Annotated in this window: 19 protein-coding genes; 11 read left to right on the top strand and 8 right to left on the bottom strand. The window is 73.4% G+C overall.

The genetic code is table 11. The features are described 5' to 3' along the window. Window positions 1–65 precede the first annotated feature (65 nt). Window positions 66–266, top strand: coding sequence for a hypothetical protein (locus ACIDOF_RS25585; RefSeq protein ID WP_409008432.1), 201 nt, complete (start codon window positions 66–68; stop codon window positions 264–266). A gap of 70 nt (window positions 267–336) precedes the next feature. Here ACIDOF_RS25585 and ACIDOF_RS25580 read toward each other — a convergent pair whose 3' ends face one another. Both ACIDOF_RS25580 and ACIDOF_RS25575 read right to left on the bottom strand, forming a co-directional pair. Continuing rightward, window positions 337–750, bottom strand: a complete 414-nt coding sequence (locus tag ACIDOF_RS25580; RefSeq protein ID WP_409008431.1) for a ribonuclease domain-containing protein — start codon at window positions 748–750, stop codon at window positions 337–339. Between the two features lie 101 nt (window positions 751–851). After that, on the bottom strand, window positions 852–1,451 hold the full coding sequence (locus ACIDOF_RS25575) for a dihydrofolate reductase family protein (protein ID WP_409008430.1): 600 nt from the start codon (window positions 1,449–1,451) through the stop codon (window positions 852–854). 225 nt (window positions 1,452–1,676) lie between these two features. Here ACIDOF_RS25575 and ACIDOF_RS25570 point away from each other — a divergent pair, with 225 nt between their 5' ends. Then, entirely contained in the window at window positions 1,677–2,408 is a 732-nt protein-coding gene (locus ACIDOF_RS25570; RefSeq protein ID WP_409008429.1) for an SDR family oxidoreductase, read from the top strand. A 94-nt stretch (window positions 2,409–2,502) separates the two neighbouring features. Here the strand turns inward: ACIDOF_RS25570 and alc are convergent, their stop codons facing one another. Continuing rightward, window positions 2,503–3,615, bottom strand: a complete 1,113-nt coding sequence (gene alc, locus ACIDOF_RS25565; protein ID WP_409008428.1) for an allantoicase — start codon at window positions 3,613–3,615, stop codon at window positions 2,503–2,505. A gap of 5 nt (window positions 3,616–3,620) precedes the next feature. Continuing rightward, window positions 3,621–4,958, bottom strand: a complete 1,338-nt coding sequence (allB, locus tag ACIDOF_RS25560; protein WP_409008427.1) for an allantoinase AllB — start codon at window positions 4,956–4,958, stop codon at window positions 3,621–3,623. 367 nt (window positions 4,959–5,325) lie between these two features. On the opposite strand from allB, the gene ACIDOF_RS25555 reads away from it, so the two are divergent. Beyond that, a complete protein-coding gene (locus ACIDOF_RS25555; RefSeq protein ID WP_409008426.1) occupies window positions 5,326–6,138 on the top strand; it encodes an IclR family transcriptional regulator in 813 nt (270 codons plus the stop codon). Between the two features lie 99 nt (window positions 6,139–6,237). Here the strand turns inward: ACIDOF_RS25555 and ACIDOF_RS25550 are convergent, their stop codons facing one another. Next, window positions 6,238–6,918: an ABC transporter ATP-binding protein gene (locus ACIDOF_RS25550; protein ID WP_409008425.1), complete on the bottom strand. Its 681-nt coding sequence runs from the start codon at window positions 6,916–6,918 to the stop codon at window positions 6,238–6,240. A 40-nt stretch (window positions 6,919–6,958) separates the two neighbouring features. Beyond that, window positions 6,959–8,023 carry an ABC transporter permease gene (locus tag ACIDOF_RS25545; RefSeq protein ID WP_409008424.1) on the bottom strand — a complete coding sequence of 355 codons (1,065 nt, stop codon included), beginning with the start codon at window positions 8,021–8,023 and terminating at the stop codon, window positions 6,959–6,961. Between the two features lie 146 nt (window positions 8,024–8,169). Between ACIDOF_RS25545 and ACIDOF_RS25540 the strand changes: the two genes are divergently transcribed. From ACIDOF_RS25540 to ACIDOF_RS25530, 3 genes are all read left to right on the top strand, one after another. Beyond that, entirely contained in the window at window positions 8,170–9,393 is a 1,224-nt protein-coding gene (locus ACIDOF_RS25540; RefSeq protein ID WP_409008423.1) for a sensor histidine kinase, read from the top strand. Continuing rightward, entirely contained in the window at window positions 9,390–10,043 is a 654-nt protein-coding gene (locus tag ACIDOF_RS25535) for a response regulator (RefSeq protein ID WP_409008422.1), read from the top strand. Before ACIDOF_RS25540 ends, ACIDOF_RS25535 begins: the two co-directional genes overlap by 4 nt. Before the next feature lie 179 nt (window positions 10,044–10,222). Continuing rightward, window positions 10,223–11,677, top strand: a complete 1,455-nt coding sequence (locus ACIDOF_RS25530; RefSeq protein WP_409008421.1) for a PLP-dependent aminotransferase family protein — start codon at window positions 10,223–10,225, stop codon at window positions 11,675–11,677. Window positions 11,678–11,910: 233 nt separating this feature from the next. Here ACIDOF_RS25530 and ACIDOF_RS25525 read toward each other — a convergent pair whose 3' ends face one another. After that, entirely contained in the window at window positions 11,911–12,183 is a 273-nt protein-coding gene (locus ACIDOF_RS25525) for a DUF5955 family protein (protein WP_409008420.1), read from the bottom strand. 460 nt (window positions 12,184–12,643) lie between these two features. Between ACIDOF_RS25525 and ACIDOF_RS25520 the strand changes: the two genes are divergently transcribed. The 3 genes from ACIDOF_RS25520 to ACIDOF_RS25510 all read left to right on the top strand — a co-directional run bounded on the left by ACIDOF_RS25520 (window position 12,644) and on the right by ACIDOF_RS25510 (window position 16,592). Then, on the top strand, window positions 12,644–13,222 hold the full coding sequence (locus ACIDOF_RS25520) for an NTP transferase domain-containing protein (protein WP_409008419.1): 579 nt from the start codon (window positions 12,644–12,646) through the stop codon (window positions 13,220–13,222). A 264-nt stretch (window positions 13,223–13,486) separates the two neighbouring features. Further along, window positions 13,487–15,109 (top strand): malate synthase A, encoded by a 1,623-nt coding sequence (gene aceB, locus ACIDOF_RS25515; protein ID WP_409008418.1) that lies wholly within the window; start codon window positions 13,487–13,489, stop codon window positions 15,107–15,109. A gap of 256 nt (window positions 15,110–15,365) precedes the next feature. Beyond that, window positions 15,366–16,592, top strand: a complete 1,227-nt coding sequence (locus ACIDOF_RS25510; RefSeq protein WP_409008417.1) for an FAD-dependent monooxygenase — start codon at window positions 15,366–15,368, stop codon at window positions 16,590–16,592. A gap of 14 nt (window positions 16,593–16,606) precedes the next feature. Here ACIDOF_RS25510 and ACIDOF_RS25505 read toward each other — a convergent pair whose 3' ends face one another. Continuing rightward, entirely contained in the window at window positions 16,607–17,161 is a 555-nt protein-coding gene (locus ACIDOF_RS25505) for a hypothetical protein (RefSeq protein WP_409008416.1), read from the bottom strand. A gap of 163 nt (window positions 17,162–17,324) precedes the next feature. On the opposite strand from ACIDOF_RS25505, the gene ACIDOF_RS25500 reads away from it, so the two are divergent. Together ACIDOF_RS25500 and ACIDOF_RS25495 are read left to right on the top strand one after the other, a co-directional pair. Further along, a complete protein-coding gene (locus ACIDOF_RS25500) occupies window positions 17,325–17,987 on the top strand; it encodes a hypothetical protein (RefSeq protein WP_409008415.1) in 663 nt (220 codons plus the stop codon). Between the two features lie 385 nt (window positions 17,988–18,372). Then, window positions 18,373–18,795, top strand: coding sequence for an acyl-CoA thioesterase (locus ACIDOF_RS25495; protein WP_409008414.1), 423 nt, complete (start codon window positions 18,373–18,375; stop codon window positions 18,793–18,795). The last annotated feature ends 41 nt before the right edge of the window (window positions 18,796–18,836 follow it).

The raw sequence follows: 18,836 nt of genomic DNA, 5'->3' as shown, positions 1-18,836 counted from the left end.
GCGCGGGGCCGGGCCTGGACCTGCGGCGGATGCGCGGGGCGGGCGGGCGCGGCGAGGATCGCGGCATGAAGAAGGTGTTCGAGTTCCTGGGTGTGGTGCTGTTCCTGCAGGGCGTCGCGGCGGTCGTGCACGAGCTGACCGGGTGGCTGCGCGGCTGGGGCGTCGTCCAGCACATCGGTTTCCTCGACGGGTACGAGCTGTACGCGGGGATCGTGCTGGTGGTCCTGGCGGTCGCGGTGTTCGCGGCGGCGGAGAGCCGGGCATGAGCGGGCCCCGGCCGCGCGGGGTGACCGCGGGGCCGGGGCCCGTGACCGCTGCCGAACTCGCCTACAGGGCTCAGCAGTTGTAGTCGACCAGGTCGAACGACTCGTAGTGGTCGGCGGTGTAGTAGTCCTCCTGGTCGGCCTCGCCGGTGACGATGCGGCGGGCGCCGCGGTCGTCGGAGCCCGGGGTCTCCACGGTGTACTCGTGGTAGTAGCCGGAGTCCTGCGAGGGCAGCAGGCCCTCACGGTTCTGGAAGACGGTGCCGTCCTGCGGGTACGGGTAGGGGCCGCCCGCCTCGATCAGGTCGAGGGTGTCGTGCGCCTCGGGCGGCAGCGCGGAGTAGCAGATGTCCCCGACGGCGGCGACGGACGCGGTCGTCGAGTGGGCGGACACGGGGGCGGGGGCCGCGTTCGCGGCGACGGGTCCGCCGACGAGAAGCGCGGCGGCCAGAGCGATACCTGTGGCGATACGTGGGGGGATTCGCATGCTCCTAGGATGACGCGCGTAGAGCCTGACGTGTCAACGTCAAGTGCCGGAAATTTTCCGTGAGTTCACCCCGCCGGACGGCACGCCGGACGGCCCATCGGTCAGAACGAGCCGTACTGCGGGGCGCCTTCGCGTTCGTACGTGCTGATGACGACGCCCGTGCCGGTGACGCGGGTGTCGGCCTGCCGGAACGCGGTGGGCAGGGCGCCTTCCGCGAAGAGGCGCTTCCCGGCGCCGAGGACGACCGGCACGGTGATGAGGTGCAGGGTGTCGATCAGCCCGTGCCCGAAGAGGGAGCGGGCGAGTCCGGCGCTGCCGTGCATCTGCAGCTCGCGGCCCGGCTGTTCCTTGAGCGCGGCGACCCGCTCGGCGACGTCCCCCTCGACGATCCGGGCGCCCTCCCAGTCGGTGCTGGTCAGGGTGGTGCTGGCGACGTGCTTGGGCAGGGAGTTGAGCGCGTCGGACACGGGGTCGCCGCTCACCTTCGGCCAGTACGCGGCGAAGATCTCGTACGTGTGCCGGCCGAGGAGGAAGGCGTCGGCGCGGCGGAAGTTGTCGTCCATGAACCGGCCGAAGTCGTTGTCGAAGTAGGGCCAGACCCAGCCGCCCTGGGTGAAGCCGCCGCCGGTGTCCTCGTCGGGGCCGCCGGGGCCCTGCATGACGCCGTCGAGGGTGAGCATCTGCGTGAGGGTGAGTTTCATGGGGGGTCCTTGTGCTCCGTGGTCGTGCGTCGCCGCGGCGGTGCGTCGTGGGCGCGGCTGTCACAGGGGTGACCGTCCCGCGTCCGGAAACTCATCGCCGCCCCCTTCCCCGCCACTCCTCCGGGCCCTCGGCTCGGCGTCCGATTCCCGCCAGCGTGCGCGTCCCCGGGCCGCTGTACTTGAGCACGTAACGACAACACGGCGCATACAGCGAGGAGTACGGACATGAGCGGCAAGGTGGCACTCGTGACGGGCGGCAGCCGGGGCATCGGGGCGGCGGTCGCGCTGCGGCTCGCCGAGGACGGCGCCGACGTGGCGATCACCTACGTACAGGACGAGGCCGCGGCGCAGGCGGTCGTCGGGAAGATCGAGGCGACGGGCCGCAGGGGTCTGGCGATCCGGGCGGACGCCGCCGACGCGGCCGCGGCGGCCGAGGTCGTGGAGCGCACGGTCGCCGCGTTCGGCCGGCTCGACGTGCTCGTCAACAACGTGGGCGTCGGCGTCCTCGGCCCGCTCGACGAGCTGGGGCTCGACGCGGTGGACCGGGTCCTCGACGTCAACGTCCGCTCGGTGTTCCTGACGTCGCAGGCCGCGGCCGCACGGCTCGGGCAGGGCGGCCGGATCGTGACGGTCGGCAGCTGCATGGCGCAGCGCGTACCGGGGCCCGGCGGGACGCTGTACGCGACGAGCAAGGCGGCGCTGGTCGGTCTGACGAAGGCGCTGGCGCGGGAGTTGGGCGGGCGCGGGGTGACCGCGAACATCGTCCACCCGGGCCCGACCGACACGGACATGAACCCGGCGGACGGCCCGTACGCCGAGGCGCAGAGCGCGATGACGGCCCTCGGCCGCTACGGCACCGCGGGCGAAGTCGCCTCGCTGGTGGGCTACTTGGCGGGCGACGAGGCCGCGTACGTCACCGGCGCGGAGTTCTCCGTCGACGGTGGGCACGCGGCCTAACTCCCCTGCGGGGGAAGGAAGAAGGGGCGCGCCGGGGCTGTCCTCCCGGCGCGCCCCTCAGGGCGGTACGCGCACGCCCCGTGGGCGGGTGTCGTCAGCCGCCCAGCTCCTGGTGACGGGCGGCGAGGCGCGCGGCGCCGTCCTCGGTCAGCGAACCGAAGAGGCGCAGGCGGGAGATGCCGCCGTCGGGGTAGATGTCGATGCGGACGTGCGTGCCCTTGGCCGCCGTGTCGAGCACGAACCGGTGGTTGGTGTCGGGCTGCAGGCGGGTGCGGGGAAGCACCTCGGTCCACTCGCCGTCCTCGCCGTCCTTCACGGAAAGCGCGGCCCAGCCGGCCGAGTTGCCCTTGAGGTAGGCGGTGTCGATCTCGACGGCGCGGATCTCGGACTGCTGGACGAGCTGGTAGCGGATCCAGTCGTTGCCCTTGTCGCGGCGGCGCCGGGTCTCCCAGCCGTCGTCCATCTTGCGGGAGCGGCCCGGCTGGATGGTGTTGGTGGCGGGCGAGTAGAAGCGGTCGGAGGCGTCCTCGACCTGGCCGCCGTTCTCCAGGGCGACCACGTCGAACGTGCCGAGCGCGGCGAGCCACTTCGGGTCCGGCACGACCTCGCCGTGGACCCGCAGGCGGGCGATGCCGCCGTCGGGGTGCTGGTTGACGCGCAGGTGCGTGAAGCGCTGCTCGGCGGTGACCTCGAAGCCGTTGGCCGCGTGGCCGCCGACGGCGGTGCGCGGGACGAGGGTCGTCCACTTCACGTCGCCGGAGAGCAGCTCGTCGGGCGTGGGCGAGCCCTCGACGTTGGCGCCCTCGATGGACACGGCCTGCGGGTAGTTGCCGCGGAAGTGGGCGGTGTCGACGACGATGCCGCGGATGACGCCGGGGGCGCCGAGGCGGACGAGCGCCCAGTCGTGGTCCTCGTCGGTGGGGTGCGGGACCTCGGCCGAGACACCGCGGCGGCGGCGGGTCTCCCAGCCGTCCATGATCTTGCCCTTGTGGCCGAAGTGCTCCGGGTCGAACTCGGCGGCCTCGGGCTTCAGGAGGTTCTCGCGCTCGGCGAAGAACTCGTCGTTGGCGGCGATGACACCCGCGCCGAGCTGGCGGTCGGCCAGGTTGGCGTACTGGGTGAAGGGGAACTCGGCGGTGCGGTAGTCGGCGTACGGCTCGCCGCCGCCGTACGGGCTCGCGTCACCGGTGAAGGACGGTATCGCCACGGGAATCAGTTCTTCCTTTCGAGGAGACGGCCGGTGGGCTCGGTGAACTCACCGTCCGCGTGGATGCGCTCGCCCCGCAGCCAGGTGGACTTCACGACGCCGTGCAGGGTCTTGCCCGCGTACGCGGTGACCTTGTTGCGGTGCTGGAGTCCGGCGGGGTCGACGGTGAAGGTCTCGTCGGGCGCGAGGACCGCGAAGTCGGCGTCGCGGCCGGCCTCGATGGCGCCCTTCTGGTCCAGGCCGACCAGCTCGGAGGTACGGGCCGACATCCAGCGGACCACGTCGTCGAGCGAGTGGCCGCGCTCGCGGGCGGCGGTCCAGATGGCCGGGAGGCTGAGCTGCAGACCGGAGATGCCGCCCCACGCGGTGGCGAAGTCGTCGGTCTTCAGGTCGGCGGTGGACGGCGAGTGGTCGGTGACGATGCAGTCGACGGTGCCGTCGGCGAGCGCCTGCCACAGCAGGTCCTGGTTGGCGCTCTCGCGGATGGGCGGGCAGCACTTGAACTCGCTGGCGCCGTCCGGGACTTCCTCGGCGGTGAGCGTGAGGTAGTGCGGGCAGGTCTCGACGGTGAGCTTGACGCCCTCGGCCTTGGCGGCGGCGATCAGCGGCAGCGCGTCGGAGGACGACAGGTGCAGGACGTGCACGCGGGCGTCGAGGCGCTTGGCGGTCTCGATCAGGCCCTTGATCGCCACGTCCTCGGAGATCCGCGGCCGGGTCTGCAGGTAGTCGCCGTACTTGGGGCCGCTGAGGTGCGGGGCGGAGTCCAGCTCGTGCGGGTCCTCGGCGTGCACGATGAGCAGTCCGCCGAAGCCGGCGATCTCACCCATGGACGCGGCGAGCTGCTCGCGGTCCAGGTGCGGGAACTCGTCGACGCCGGAGGGCGAGAGGAAGCACTTGAAGCCGTAGACGCCCGCGTCGTGCAGGGGCTTGAGGTCCTGGACGTTGTCCGGCAGGGCGCCGCCCCAGAAGCCGATGTCGATGTGCGCCTTGGTGCGGGCCACTTCCTGCTTGGTGCGCAGGTTGTCGACGGTGGTGGTGGGCGGCAGCGAGTTGAGCGGCATGTCCACGAGGGTGGTGATGCCGCCGGCGGCCGCGGCGCGGGTGGCGGTCCAGAAGCCCTCCCACTCGGTGCGGCCCGGGTCGTTGACGTGGACGTGGGTGTCGACGATGCCGGGGAGCAGCGCGTCGTCCCCGAAGTCCTCGAGGCGGGCGCCTTCGGGGACCTCTGCGTCGTACGGCAGGACGGCTGCGATCTTCCCGTCGGCGACGGCGACGGAGGCGGCGCGCGTGCCCTCGGGGGTGACGACTCGCGTCGAGCGAAGGACCAGTTCCACGTCGGACACCCGTTTCCCCTCTCATTCCAGTTCCGCGGCTTGCTCAGCACGGAATGGGGTATTCAACAATCTGTTGAACGAATCTTCACTGCGCCACAGGACTCAGTCAAGACCCTCACGAGCACAGCCGGAACGCCTTGTTCCGATTCCCCGCCAGCTTAGAGCTTTCCATGAAGCGAAAGCTAGATTTCACTACGCAGAATATACTTCCGTACGAGACAGAAGCCGCACGGCCGCCGCGACGTGTGGGCCGACACTTGGACATACAGGCACTGACCGGCGGAGATCTCCTCCACCGGGCCACTGGCACGTGAGCGACCGACCGGTAGGCTGCACCTCTGCCTTCCTGCTCCAGAAGCACCGAAAGGACCGCGCCGTGCCGACGTCCAGCGCCAGCGACGCCTCCACCGAAAGCGCCGCAACCAAGCCCGCCGCCAGCGGCGGTGTCCAGTCCCTCGAGCGCGCCTTCGACCTGCTCGAGCGCATGGCGGACGCGGGCGGCGAGGTCGGCCTGAGCGAGCTCTCCGCGAGCAGCGGACTGCCGCTGCCGACCATCCACCGCCTGATGCGCACCCTGGTCGCGACGGGGTACGTCCGCCAGCAGCCCAACCGCCGCTATTCGCTCGGCCCCCGCCTGATCCGCCTCGGCGAGTCCGCGTCCCGGCTGCTCGGCACCTGGGCCCGCCCGTATCTGGCCCGCCTCGTCGAGGAGACCGGCGAGACGGCCAACATGGCGCTGCTCGACGGCGACGAGATCGTGTACGTGGCGCAGGTCCCGTCGAAGCACTCCATGCGGATGTTCACCGAGGTGGGTCGCCGGGTCCTGCCGCACTCGACCGGCGTGGGCAAGGCCCTGCTCGCCGACACCCCGGCCGACGAGGTCCGCGCGCTCCTCGCCCGTACCGGCATGCCGGCCGCGACGGAGAAGACCATCACCACGCCCGAGGGCTTCCTCGACGCGCTCGCGGAGGTCCGCGAGGCGGGGTACGCGGTGGACGACAACGAGCAGGAGATCGGGGTCCGCTGCCTCGCGGTCTCGGTGCCGGACTCCCCCACCGCGGCGGCCATCTCGATCTCGGGCCCGGCCGGCCGCGTCACGGAGGCCGCCACGGAGAAGATCGTCCCGATCCTCCAGCAGGTCGCCTCCGAACTGTCGGTGGCCCTGGCGAACTCGTCCAACGGGTCCTGAACGGCGGGGATTTCACGCGCGCGGACGAGCCGCGCAGCTACGACGGAGGGCGGGGCCACGCACGGTGGCCCCGCCCTCCGTCGTACGGCCGACGTGCGTTCAGACCTCGGCGTACGCGCCGAGCCTGCCGTCGGTCATCTCCCTGACCTGGTCCGCCTCGGCGAGGTGGGTGCGGTCGTGGGTGACGAGGACGGTGGCGGTGCCGCGGTCGCGGGTGAGGCGGACGAGCAGGTCGAGGACGGCGGCGCCGCGTTCGTGGTCGAGGGCGCTGGTGGGTTCGTCGACCAGCAGCACGTCCGGTTCGTTCATCAGCGCGCGGGCGATGTTGACGCGCTGCCGCTGCCCGCCGGACAGCTGGTGCGGCCGCCGCCCCGCCTGCCCGGCGAGGCCGACCGCGTCCAGCAACTCCCGTACCCGGTCCCGTACTTGACGCGGCTTGCGGCCGTCCAGGTGGGCCATGACCTGGAGTTGCTCGGCGGCGGTGAGGGACGGCAGCAGGTTGGGCTGCTGGAACACGACGCCGATCCGCTCCCGGCGCAGCGTCGACTTCCCGGCACGGCTCAGCCCGCCCGTGTCGGTACCGGCTACGACGACACGGCCGCTGTCCGGCGTGACCAGGGTGGCCGCGACGGCGAGCAGGCTGGACTTCCCGGACCCGGACGGCCCGACCACCGCGGCCAGCGTCCCGGCCGGCACGTGCAGGTCGACGCGGTCGAGCGCGGTGAGCCGGTCGTCGCCGTCCGGGTAGGTGAGCGTCACGCAGTCGAGGTGGAGGGTCATGGGGTGCTCCGGGGGGTGTGGAAGGGGGCGGGGCGCGGGGTCATCGGGCGCTGCCGAGGGCCGTCAGGGGGTCGACGGACGTGATGCGGCGGACGGACAGGCCCGCGCCCAGGGCGCCGAGGGCGATCATCACGGCGGCGGGGCCGAGCACGGTCGGCGGATCGAGGACGAACGGCACGTCGCCACCGCCGATCAGCGCACCCGCGCCGACGGCGAGCAGCGTGCCCAGGCCGGTGCCGAGCCCGAGCATCACGACGGCCTGCCCGAGCGCGTCCTTCAGGAGGTACGGGGTGGCCGCGCCGAGCGCCTTCAGGACGGCGACGTCGGCGCTGCGCTGGATCGTCCACACCGTGAAGAACGCGCCGATGACCAGCGCCGAGATCACGAACAGGAAGCCCCGCATCAGCTGCAGCGAGCCGTTCTCGGCCTGGTAGGAGCCGATCGCGGTGAGCGAATCGTCCAGGCCGACCGTCCGCGTGCCCGCCGCCCGGTCCCCCGCCGCGAGGTCGGCACCGGCGCCGGTCCGCAGCGCGACCACGGTCGCCCGCGCGCCCGCCCCGCCGCCCGGCCCGTCGCCGAGCGCCGTCCACACGACGGGCGTGTGGCTGTACGAGTCCTCCCCCGCGACCGCCGCGACGCGCAGCCGCGTACCCCCGATCCGTACGGTGTCGCCCGCCGTGACGCCCAGATCGGCCGCCGCCCGCTCCGACAGGACGGCGGTACCCGGTGCGAGCCCGGCCGGGGCGAGCGCGCCGCCGGGCCGGACGCCGAACGCGGACACGGCGGCGGTGCGGTCGCCTGCCGTGCCGTCGAGGGTGCGGATGCCGAGGGGCTCGGCCGACTCGACTCCGGGCCGCCCCGCCCACGCGTCCCAGGCGTCCCGGGTGACGGTCGAGTCGGCGAACGACACCGCGCGGCCGTCCGGGGGCGCGGCGAAGGCGAGGTGGTCGGCGGGCAGGCCGGTCACGGCCGAGGTGTTCTCCCGGGCGAGGCCCGCTGTCAGGCCCGAAAGGAGGCCGACGAGGAGCGTGATCAGCACGACCACCGCGCCCATCAGCGCGAACCGCCCCTTGGCGAACCTGAGATCTCTCCATGCGACGAACATGCGGCAACGGTGTCCCGCCGGCCCCGCCCCCGGCATCGCCCTGCGGTTCGGCCCTGCGCGGCCATAGGTGGGAGCGCGTTTTCCAACTTTCGGTTGACCGCCTGTCCCGGGCCGGTGTCAGTGGGCGCGCCTACGCTGGACGGGTTATGGAAGCACGCTCACTCGCCCCTGTCCTGCGCGTCCTGCGCGGCTGTCTGCATGTGCTGACGGCCGGGCTGCTCGCGCTCGCCGCCGTGCGCGCGACCAGCACGGACGCGCCGTACGCGGCGGCGGTGGTGACGGTGTGCGCGGGCTTCGCCGCGGTGTACGGGGCGGGGCTGGCGCTGCCGCCCGTGCGCCGGTCGAAGCGGAGATCCGCGGTCTGGCTCGGGCTGCTGTGCGCGCTCTGGCTGCTCCTCCTCGTCCTCACACCGGACGCGCTGTGGACGGCGTTCCCGCTGTTCTTCCTGCAGTTGCATCTGCTGCCGCTGCGCTGGGGCGTGACGGCGGTCGCGGGCACGACGGCGGCGGCCGTCACGGGCTTCGTGGCGCACGGCGCAGCGGCCACACCGGGCGCGGTGCTGGGCCCCGCGCTGGGCGCGGCGGTCGCGATCGGCACGGTGCTCGGGTACCGCGCGCTGCACCAGGAGAGCGAGCGCCGCCGCGAGCTCATCGAGGAGCTGCTCGCCACCCGCGCGGAGCTCGCCGAGGCCGAGCGGGCCGCGGGCACCCTGGCCGAGCGGGAGCGGCTCGCGCGGGAGATCCACGACACCCTCGCGCAGGGCCTGTCCAGCATCCAGTTGCTGCTGCGCGCCGCCGAGCGCAGCCTGCCCGCGGACGCGCCCGCGCTCACCCATGTACGCGAGGCGCGCGTGGCCGCCGTCGACAACCTCGCGGAGGCCCGCCGCTTCGTGCGCGCCCTCGCCCCGCCCGACCTGGAGCACGGCTCGCTGGTCGGCGCCCTCGAACGCCTCTGTGCTTCGCCTTCCGGCGGGCCGCGCGTCGAGTTCGCGGTGAGCGGTACGCCGGTGGAGCTGCCCACTCCGTACGAGGTGGCGCTGCTGCGGGTCGCGCAGACCGCCCTCGCGAACACGCTCCGGCACGCGGCGGCCGAGCGCGCGTCGATCACCCTCAGCTTCATGGACACGTCGGTGGCGCTCGACGTGGTGGACGACGGCAGAGGGTTCTCGCCCCACGAGGAGCAGGCGGGTCGACGGGGCGGTGCGGACGGCGAGTTCGGGCTCGGGTTCGGGCTGCGGGCCATGCGGTCGCGGGCCCAGTCGCTGGGCGGGACGCTGAGCGTGGAGTCCGCGCCTGGCCAGGGCACGGCCCTCGCGATCACGCTGCCGCTGCCGACTCCGGCTCCCGCACCTCGTGAGGTACGGGCATGACGGCCGGCCGGCCCGTGCGGCTGCTCCTCGCCGACGACCACCCGGTGGTGCGCGCGGGGCTGCGGGCGGTGCTCGACACGGAGGAGGACTTCCGGGTCGTCGCGGAGGCGGCGAGCGCGGAGCGTGCGGTGGAGCTGGCGGTCGAGCTCACGGCGGCCGGGGCGGTGGACGTCGTCCTGATGGACCTGCAGTTCGGGCCCGGCCGGATGCACGGCGCGGAGGCGACCGCCGCGATCGCCGCCCTCGACGGCGGGCCGCGCGTCCTGGTCCTCACGACGTACGACACGGACGCCGACATCCTCGCCGCGGTGGAGGCCGGGGCGGCGGGCTATCTCCTCAAGGACGCCCCGCCGGAGGAGCTGGCCGCGGCGGTGCGCACGGCGGCGGCCGGGCAGTCGGCCCTCGCGCCCGCGATCGCGCTGCGGCTGATGGACCGGATGCGGGCTCCTGCGGAGGCGCTGAGCAGACGTGAGCTGGAGGTGCTGGGGCTGGTGGCGGACGGTCTGTCGAACCAGCAGATCAGCAAGCGGCTGTTCCTGAGCCAGGCCACGGTCAAGTCCCACCTGGTCCACGTGTTCGCCAAGTTGAACGTCGACTCCCGCACGGCGGCGGTGGCGGTGGCGCGGGACCGCGGCATGCTGCCCCGATGACCCGTCCCGGGGCTCCGCCCCGGACCCGCTCCGCAAACGCCGGAGGGACTGATCTTTCAGGGGCGCGGGGAACTGCGCGCTCAGCCACATCGAGGCCGCAGACAGGCCAATCGCCTCGGACCCCACCCACCGCTACCCTGATTGGCCAGGCCTGCAAGGCCAATCACGAAGGAGTTGGCATGGCAGCGGACCCTCAAGGCATCCTCGGCCCCCGGCGGCTCGCCGGTCTGCTCACCGCGACCGCGGGGGAACGCCCCGGCTACCGCGCCCTCGCGCACGGCGTGCGGACGCTGCTGCTCGACGGCCGCATCGCGCTCCGCACCCGCCTCCCCGCCGAGCGCGAGCTCGCCACGGCGCTCGGTATCAGCAGGGCCACGGTCACCGCCGCGTACGACCTGCTGCGCACCGACGGGTTCGCGCACAGCAGGCGCGGCTCGGGGACCTGGACGGCGCTGCCCGAGGGCCGCAGGCCCAGCAGTGTCGCCTTCGCCGACGCGGACGACGTCATCGACCTGGCCCTGGCCGCCCCGTACGCCCCGCACGGCGCGCTCGCCGACGCGCTGGCCGCCGCCACCGGCGCGGCGATGGCCCGGCACGCGGCGAGCGCGGGCTACCACCCGTACGGGCTCCCGGAGTTGCGGGCGGCCGTGGCGGAGCGGTTCACGCGGCGCGGGCTGCCCACGCTGCCCGAGCAGATCCTGATCACCTCCGGCGCGCAGCAGGCCGTCTCCCTCACCCTCGACCTGCTGGCCCGCCCCGGCGACCGGGTCCTGGTGGAGAACCCGTCGTACGCGAACGTCCTGGACGCGGTGCGCAGGGGCGGGCTGCGGGCGACGCCGGTGCCGGTGACGGACGAGGGCTGGGACGCGGAGGTGGCGGAGTCGACGCTGCGGCAGTCGGCGCCCCGACTCGCCTATCTCGTACCGGACTTCCACAATCCGACGGGTCGGCTGATGCCCGAGGAGCAGCGGCTGCGGCTGCTCGGCACGGTGCGGCGCACCGGCACCTGGCTGATCGTCGACGAGACGCTCACGGACATCGCGCTCGACGTCCCGCCGCCCGTGCCGTTCGCGTCGCTCGCCGGGCACGGGGTGGGCGAACAGGTCGTCACCGTCGGGTCGTTGAGCAAGACGCACTGGGGCGGGCTGCGCATCGGCTGGGTACGGGCGGGCTCGCAGCTGATCACCGAGCTGGCCACGCACCGGGTGCCGACGGACATCGCGGGTTCGGTCCTGGACCAGTTGGTGGCGGTCGAGCTGATTGAGCGGACGGACGCGGTGCTCGCCGAGCGGCTGCCGCTGCTGCGCTCGCAGCGGACGGCGCTCGCTGCCGCGCTGGCCGAGCAACTCCCCGACTGGCGCTGGCAGTTGCCGCCCGGCGGGCTCTGCCTGTGGGTGGATCTGGGCGCGCCGGTGTCCTCGGCCCTGGCGGCGGCGGCCCTCGACCATGGCGTACGCATCGAGGGCGGCGCCCGTTTCGGCGCCGATCCGGGCACGCACGAGCACCGGCTCCGCATCCCGTACGCGCTGCCCGCCGACCAGTGCGTCGAGGCGGTCGGCCGGCTGGCCAGCACGCTGGCTGCGGGGCTGCCCGCGACGTCCGGGGACAACAGGCGCCGCCACTGGGTGGCTTGAGTCCGCAGCCGCCCCGACGTCAGCCCTGCGGTCCTGCGGTCCTGCGGCCCTGCACCCCCGTACCCGCATCGGCCCCGCGGGCCCAGCCGCGCCAGGTGAGGCCGCCCAAGTCGTGGGCACGGCCCGGGATTCGAGGCTGCGCCGGCCCTCCGGCGTCTCCCCCACGCTTGCCGACCACCTGGGAACCGGCGTCGGCCCGCAGCCGCAGCCTCACCCCCGCGGCAGCCCCGGCCTCACCCCGCCGTCGGCCCTCCGAAGACGTCCACCGCCTCCCGTACCTCCGTGAGTGCCGTCGTCAGGGCGCTGACCGAGCCCACCGATCCGGCGATCAGCAGCAGCGAGCGCCGCAGCCTCGGCACCTCGGGGGTGCCGTGGGAGGCCATCGCGGCGAGCGCGGCCAGCTCGTCCTCGGCGATGCCGCGGTCCGGGAACTCGGCCGGATACGCGGCGAGTTCGCGGCGCAGCCGGGACACGGCGGAGCGCAGCCGCTCCACCTTCGGATCCATGTCGCCGCCCACCGCCGGTCGTCTCTGTCGCACGCTTCGCAACACAGTTCATCCCCCTCGCACTCCGTCGTGCGCCGTTCTCATGCCGGTCTCGTACCGGTCTCCGTCCGGGGCCACCCCTGGTCCCCGGCCTGTCGCTGCGCGGTGTTCCACGTTCCCCCGACCTCCTCGACGGCGATGGTCGGTCGCCCGGAGGTGCGGGTCAGTAAACGCCACGCGGTGGCGCGCTCGCCACTCCTCTGACCGAATTCGACCGCCTCGCCCCGTGTCCCGTACCGAGTGAAAGGTTCCGTTCCGTCCCGCGGGCGGGCAAAGGCGTTCGTAGGCTGGCCGTATGAGCGAATCGAGGCTCCCTGAGCCGGGTCCGGACGAGCGAGTTGGCCGAATCGCGCAGGCTGCGGCGGCGCGGAAGGCCGAGGTGGGGGCCGCGAGGCCGGAGCCCGGGGCCGGAACCGGTCCCGTGGCGGGGCTGTTGCTCGCCGCGGGCGGCGGGCGGCGGCTCGGCGGGCGGCCGAAGGCCCTGCTGCCGTACCGCGGCCGACCTCTGGTGGAACACGCGGTGCGCGTGCTGCGTACGGGCGGCTGCGCCGAGGTGCACGTCGTCATCGGGGCGGCCGCCGACCGGGTGCGGGCCGAGGCGGCGCTCGACGGCTGTGTGCTCGTGGAGAACCCGGAGTGGGAGCAGGGCATGGGCTCGTCGCTGCGCGCGGGGCTCGCCTCGCTCGCGGGCGGCGGGGCGCGGGCGGCGCTCGTCTCGCTCGTCGACCAGCCGGGGATCGGCGCGGAGGCGGTGCGCCGGGTGCTGGCGGCCTACGCGTCGCCGTCGAGTCTGGTGTGCGCGGCGTACGACGGGAAGCGCGGGCATCCGGTGCTGTTCGGGGCCGAGCGGTGGGCGGGGATCGCGGCGACGGCGAGCGGCGACCGGGGCGCGCGGGCCTATCTGAAGGAGCACGAGACGGAAATCACTCGGGTCGAGTGCGGGGACGTCGCCGAGGCCTTCGACATCGACACGGAGGCGGATCTGGCGCATCTCCGGTGAACTTGGAGTGACTGCCGTGGCACTCAGCGCCATGTTCTGTCGACTCAGAGAATCTCGACGTCAACAAACCATTGAACTTCCACCATGAGGAAACTACTATCCACTGGTCAGAAGCGCCCCGCGCTCCGGCGGCCCGGGAACCCGGTGTCGGCCGTTCGCGGCACTGAGTGCCGTGCATTGGCGACCCCGAAAACCCCCCGCCGTACCGGCCTCGAGGCGCTTCGGGCCGCACAGTTTTCATCCCGCTGAAGGAAGTGACCGCTCATGTCCGCACCAGCGCCGTCCCCGCTGGCCATCGTCGACGCCGAGCCCCTGCCTCGGCAGGAAGAGGTCCTCACCGACGCGGCCCTCGCCTTCGTGGCGGAGCTGCACCGGCTGTTCACGCCCCGGCGTGACGAGCTCCTCGCCCGCCGCGCCGAGCGCCGCGCCGAGATCGCCCGCACTTCAACGCTCGACTTCCTCCCGGAGACCGCTCGGATCCGTGAGGACGACTCCTGGCGCGTGGCCCCCGCGCCTGCGGCCCTGAACGACCGCCGCGTGGAGATCACCGGTCCCACCGACCGCAAGATGACCATCAACGCCCTCAACTCGGGCGCCAAGGTCTGGCTCGCCGACTTCGAGGACGCCTCGGCCCCCACCTGGGAGAACGTGGTCCTCGGTCAGCTCAACCTGATCGACGCCTACACGCGGAACATCGACTTCACCGACCCGAGGTCCGGCAAGTCGTACGCGCTCAAGGACGCCGACCAGCTCGCCACCGTCGTGATGCGCCCGCGCGGCTGGCACCTGGAGGAGCGCCACCTGAAGTTCGACGGCCGCGCCGTCCCCGGCGCCCTGGTCGACTTCGGCCTGTACTTCTTCCACAACGCCAAGCGCCTCATCGAGCTCGGCAAGGGCCCGTACTTCTACCTGCCGAAGACCGAGTCGCACCTGGAGGCCCGCCTCTGGAACGACATCTTCGTCTTCGCCCAGGACTACGTCGGCATCCCGCAGGGCACCGTCCGCGCCACCGTCCTGATCGAGACGATCACGGCCGCGTACGAGATGGAGGAGATCCTCTACGAGCTGCGCGACCACGCGTCCGGTCTGAACGCGGGCCGCTGGGACTACCTGTTCTCCATCGTCAAGAACTTCCGTGACGGCGGCGCCAAGTTCGTCCTGCCGGACCGCAACGCGGTGACGATGACCGCCCCGTTCATGCGGGCCTACACCGAGCTGCTCGTGCGTACGTGCCACAAGCGCGGCGCGCACGCCATCGGCGGCATGGCGGCGTTCATCCCGTCGCGCCGGGACGCCGAGGTCAACAAGGTCGCCTTCGAGAAGGTCAAGAACGACAAGGACCGCGAGGCCGGCGACGGCTTCGACGGCTCCTGGGTCGCCCACCCCGACCTGGTCCCGATCGCCATGGAGTCCTTCGACAAGGTCCTCGGCGACAAGCCGAACCAGAAGGACCGCCTCCGCGAGGACGTCGACGTCAAGGCGGAAGACCTCATCGCGATCGACTCGCTCGACGCCAAGCCCACCTTCGAGGGCCTGCGCAACGCCGTCCAGGTCGGCACCCGCTACATCGAGGCGTGGCTGCGCGGCCTCGGCGCCGTCGCGATCTTCAACCTGATGGAGGACGCGGCCACCGCCGAGATCTCCCGCTCGCAGATCTGGCAGTGGATCAACGCCGGCGTCGTCTTCGAGAACGGCGAGAAGGCCACCGCGGACCTGGTCCGCACGGTCGCCGCCGAGGAGCTCGGCAAGATCCGCGAGGAGATCGGCGCCGAGGCGTTCGAGGCCGGCAACTGGCAGCAGGCGCACGACCTGCTCCTCCAGGTGTCGCTCGACGCCGACTACGCGGACTTCCTGACGCTGCCCGCGTACGAGCAGCTGGCCGGCTGAGCCGGTCCCGCGACCGTGCCCCCGTGGCGCGCCCCTGCGGCGCCCCACGGGGGCACACCCATGTGCGGGGCCGCCCGCTCGGGTTCAGCCATCCGGCCGCGCGCCAACTTGCCCGGCCCGTACGCCCGTTGATGGACTGAGCCGCCCAGGGCCTGTCGTTCGGGTCAGGCCGGATCCAGTCGACGGCCGCCTGTCGGTTACCCCGCGACCCCGGCAAGATCCAAACGACAGGCCCTACGGGGAAGGCGGTACGCGGATGACGGAGCAGGGGTTGCGGGGGCGCAGGGTCGCCGTCGTGGGCGGGAGCATCGCGGGTTGCGCGGCGGCGCTCGCGGCCCGGCGCGCGGGCGCGGACGAGGTGACGCTGTACGAGCGTGCGCCGGGCCGGCTCGGCGAGCGCGGCATGGGCGTCGCCGTGCACGACGCCCGGTACGCGGAGCTGGCCGCCGCGGGCTATCTGGACGCCGCGATGCCGTGGGTCCAGCTGGACCACCGGAACTGGTACGTGCGGGACGCGTCCTGCCCGGACCCGCTGGGCCGCAGGATCGCGCGCATGCGGTTTCCGTTCCGCACGTACAACTGGGGTTCCCTGTGGCACGAGTTGCGGGCGCGGACGCCCGCCGGGACGGAGATCCGCTCCGGTGCGCCGGTGACGGGGGTGGCGCGTGCCGGGCACGGCGCCGAGGTGCGCACCGCGGCGGGCGGTGAGCGCTACGACCTGGTGGTGGGCGCTGACGGGCACCGTTCGGTGGTGCGCGCCGCGGCGTTCGCGAAGGTCGAGCCGCGGTTCGCGGGCTATCCGGCCTGGCGGGGCGCCTTCCCGGCGGAGCGGCTGCCGCGGGCCGGGCTGTGGCCGGAGTCGGAGTGCGCGTACGTGGTGTTCCCCGGCGGGCATCTGATCGTCTACCGCATCCCGGCGGGCCCCGCCGACCCGAAGGGCCACCGCGTCAACTGGGTGCTGTACACGGCCCCTTCGACCGGCCTGACCCGCACCCCGGGCGACCCGGACGCGCACGACGACACCCTCGACGACGCCCACCGCGACCGGCTCGCCCGCTTCGCCGACACGCACCTGCCCCCGTACTGGGCGACGCTCCTCAAGACGACCGCGCGCACCGAACTCGCCGTGCAGACCCTGTACGACTTCACCGCCCCGCGCTACGCCGCCGGGCCGCTGCTGCTGCTCGGCGACGCGGCGACCGTCGCGAGGCCGCACACCGGCGCGGGCGCGGTCAAGGCGCTGCAGGACGCCTCGGCCCTGGAACGCGCCCTCACCGGCACCGCCGACCTGGGCGCGGCGCTCGACGCGTACGACGGGGAGCGGGCGCCCGCCGGCCGGACCCTGGTCGAGCTGGGCCGACGCCTCGGCGACGCGCTGGTGGCCCGTACGCCGGACTGGGCCGCGCTCGACCAGCGGGGCCTGGAGGAGTTCTGGCAACGGGCCGACGGCTCGGGGGCGTTCGGCGGTCGCAGGCTGCGCTGACCGGCCCGGGGCCGCTACTTGTCCAACGGGGTCAGGCAGAGCGCGACGTCGGACCGGCCCCGGCTGTACTCGATGGTGAACTTCGAGTCGCCGGCCTTGCAGGTGAGGCTGTTCGCGGTGAAGCCCTCGTCGGAGACCTTGTACTGCGCCTTCGGGTCCGCGCAGTCGACGACGCGGATGTCGGGCTCGGCGTCCGTGCCGAGCCGCTGCACGCACTCGCCGACGTCGGCGCCGGTGGCCGAAGTGTCGTTCTTCGCCGCGTTCTTGGCGTCCTCGACGGTGTCGCCCTTCGTGCTGAAGTACCAGACCCCGGCGACGATGCACCCGATGACGACGGCGACGCCCTTGACGACCGTCTGATTGAGCCCACCGCCACGCCGCGGAGGCGGCTGCGGGGGCTGCTGCTGCGGGTACGGCTGTTGCTGCTGGTACGGCTGTTGCTGATACGGCTGTTGGTACTGCTGCTGTTGGTACGGGGGTTGGCCCTGCTGCGGGTGGCCGTACTGCTGCTGGGGGGCCGGTTGGCCGTACGGGTCGGGGTGGCCGCCCGGGGGCGGAGGCGTGGACATGGGGGGCCTTTCGGGTCCGGGCGCCGGCGCGTGAACCACGGGCGCGTACAGGTGAGTCAGCCACTTTCGCACGGCCCTCGGACACCCGCGCGGACGGGCGGTTGTCAGTGCGGCCGGGCACCATGGACAGCGGTGGGGGAAGCGGCGTGGAAGGGGTGAGTCGATGACCGGGCGGCTGACCGCGGGGCAACGGCGGATCGTGGCCCAGGCGGACGACGTGACGGGCCGGATCACGGGATCCGAGGCGCAGTTGGCGGGGCTCGTGCGGCTCGGCCTGGCGTTCCGGCACGCCCGCCCGCCGCGTGCGCACTTCCTGACACCGGCCGGGCATCGAGCGCGGGCCGAGCTGCTGAGCGCCGCCCCGCCCGCCCCGGCCCCGGCCGCCGATCCGGGCGGCTCGGTGTTCGCGGCCCGCACCGGGACCGAGCCGGAGGCGCCGGAGGCGGGGCCGGGGCGGCGGCGCGAAGTGCACAGCGCGTGGCAGGGCCTGCTGGAGTTGCGCCGGATGACGAACGCGGACGGGGCGACGGACCGCCCCTGCGCCTGGGAACGCGGCCACCTGGTCCAGGCCGCGGCCCTCGCCCTGGAGTCGGCGGGCCTGCCCCCGTCGTCCTCGGCCCGCCCGCCCGCGCCGGGCTACAGGGTCACGCCGACTCAGCAGCCGGAGGCGGTCGCGGTGCGGGTGGCCCCGGGGCCGGACGAGGGGGACGTCCGGGCTCAACTCGCCGCGTGCGCGGAGGCGTTGGAGCGGGCGGGCTGGCAGGTGAGCGAGCACGGGGAACGCGGAGGTGGGCGGTACCTCCTGGCCTCCCCGCGGCGGGGGTAAGGGTTGCCTCCGGGGCTTCGCCCCGAACCCGTCGCTTTTCGACTGCCGCGCCATCGTGGCTGGTCGCGCAGTTCCCCGCGCCCCTCGGTCGGGGCTTCGCCCCGAACCCCGGCCGTTTTCGACTGCCGCGCCATCGTGGTTGCTCGCGCCCCGCGGCGGAGCCGCTGATGTCACAGCCCCGCGCCCCTATGGGGGCACGTCCGCCAAATCCAGCCCCTCCGGCGTCTGAGGAGCGGGGGTCTGGGGGCGGAGCCCCCAGGGAGCCGTCCGCTGAGGACTTTCGGGAAGGGGCGGGGTGGGGAAGAAGCGACCGGTGGAATGGCCCGCCCCCCGGCCGAGTTGACGCACAGGGCGCACCGCCCCCGTCCGAAAGGAACCGCACACCGTGACCGAAGTGTTCTCCGTGCCCGTGACCGTTCGTGGATATGAGACCGACGTGCAGGGGCACCTCAACCAGGCCGTGTATCTGCAGTACGCCGAGCACGCCCGCTGGTCCCTGCTGCAGGCCGCCGGCATCCGGCAGAACGACCTGGTCGAGAAGGGCGTCGGCCCCGTCGTCCTGGAGACCACCATCCGGTACCTGCGCGAGTTGCACGCCGGGGACGAGGTCACCGTGGACTGCGTCTTCCACTGGGGCGAGGGCAAGTCGTTCCGGATCACCCAGACCATCCGCAAGGCCGACGGCACGGTGTCGGCGGAGGTGTCCGGGGTCGGCGGGCTCATGGACCTGAAGGCCCGCAGGCTGGTGCCCGCCCCGCAGGAGTACTTCCGGGCGCTCGCCGCCCGCCCCGAGCTCTTCGGCCTGTAGCGGGAGGGACCCTGGTCCGCCGCCGGGCGGTCTCGTCTACC

The organism is Streptomyces sp. Da 82-17 (assembly GCF_046098215.1).
In the GTDB taxonomy this organism is placed as follows: domain Bacteria; phylum Actinomycetota; class Actinomycetes; order Streptomycetales; family Streptomycetaceae; genus Streptomyces.
The sequence above is the reverse complement of the archived record's forward strand: the minus strand, read 5'-3'. Positions and strand labels throughout refer to the sequence as shown.

What these genes read in the sequence shown, in the direction of transcription:
- ACIDOF_RS25585 (WP_409008432.1), top strand. Translation starts at nt 66, where the DNA reads ATGAAGAAGGTGTTCGAGTTCCTGGGTGTGGTGCTGTTCCTGCAGGGC.
- ACIDOF_RS25580 (WP_409008431.1), bottom strand. Translation starts at nt 750, where the DNA reads ATGCGAATCCCCCCACGTATCGCCACAGGTATCGCTCTGGCCGCCGCG.
- ACIDOF_RS25575 (WP_409008430.1), bottom strand. Translation starts at nt 1,451, where the DNA reads ATGAAACTCACCCTCACGCAGATGCTCACCCTCGACGGCGTCATGCAG.
- ACIDOF_RS25570 (WP_409008429.1), top strand. Translation starts at nt 1,677, where the DNA reads ATGAGCGGCAAGGTGGCACTCGTGACGGGCGGCAGCCGGGGCATCGGG.
- ACIDOF_RS25550 (WP_409008425.1), bottom strand. Translation starts at nt 6,918, where the DNA reads ATGACCCTCCACCTCGACTGCGTGACGCTCACCTACCCGGACGGCGAC.
- ACIDOF_RS25545 (WP_409008424.1), bottom strand. Translation starts at nt 8,023, where the DNA reads ATGTTCGTCGCATGGAGAGATCTCAGGTTCGCCAAGGGGCGGTTCGCG.
- ACIDOF_RS25540 (WP_409008423.1), top strand. Translation starts at nt 8,170, where the DNA reads ATGGAAGCACGCTCACTCGCCCCTGTCCTGCGCGTCCTGCGCGGCTGT.
- ACIDOF_RS25535 (WP_409008422.1), top strand. Translation starts at nt 9,390, where the DNA reads ATGACGGCCGGCCGGCCCGTGCGGCTGCTCCTCGCCGACGACCACCCG.
- ACIDOF_RS25530 (WP_409008421.1), top strand. Translation starts at nt 10,223, where the DNA reads ATGGCAGCGGACCCTCAAGGCATCCTCGGCCCCCGGCGGCTCGCCGGT.
- ACIDOF_RS25525 (WP_409008420.1), bottom strand. Translation starts at nt 12,183, where the DNA reads ATGGATCCGAAGGTGGAGCGGCTGCGCTCCGCCGTGTCCCGGCTGCGC.
- aceB (WP_409008418.1), top strand. Translation starts at nt 13,487, where the DNA reads ATGTCCGCACCAGCGCCGTCCCCGCTGGCCATCGTCGACGCCGAGCCC.
- ACIDOF_RS25510 (WP_409008417.1), top strand. Translation starts at nt 15,366, where the DNA reads ATGACGGAGCAGGGGTTGCGGGGGCGCAGGGTCGCCGTCGTGGGCGGG.
- ACIDOF_RS25505 (WP_409008416.1), bottom strand. Translation starts at nt 17,161, where the DNA reads ATGTCCACGCCTCCGCCCCCGGGCGGCCACCCCGACCCGTACGGCCAA.
- ACIDOF_RS25500 (WP_409008415.1), top strand. Translation starts at nt 17,325, where the DNA reads ATGACCGGGCGGCTGACCGCGGGGCAACGGCGGATCGTGGCCCAGGCG.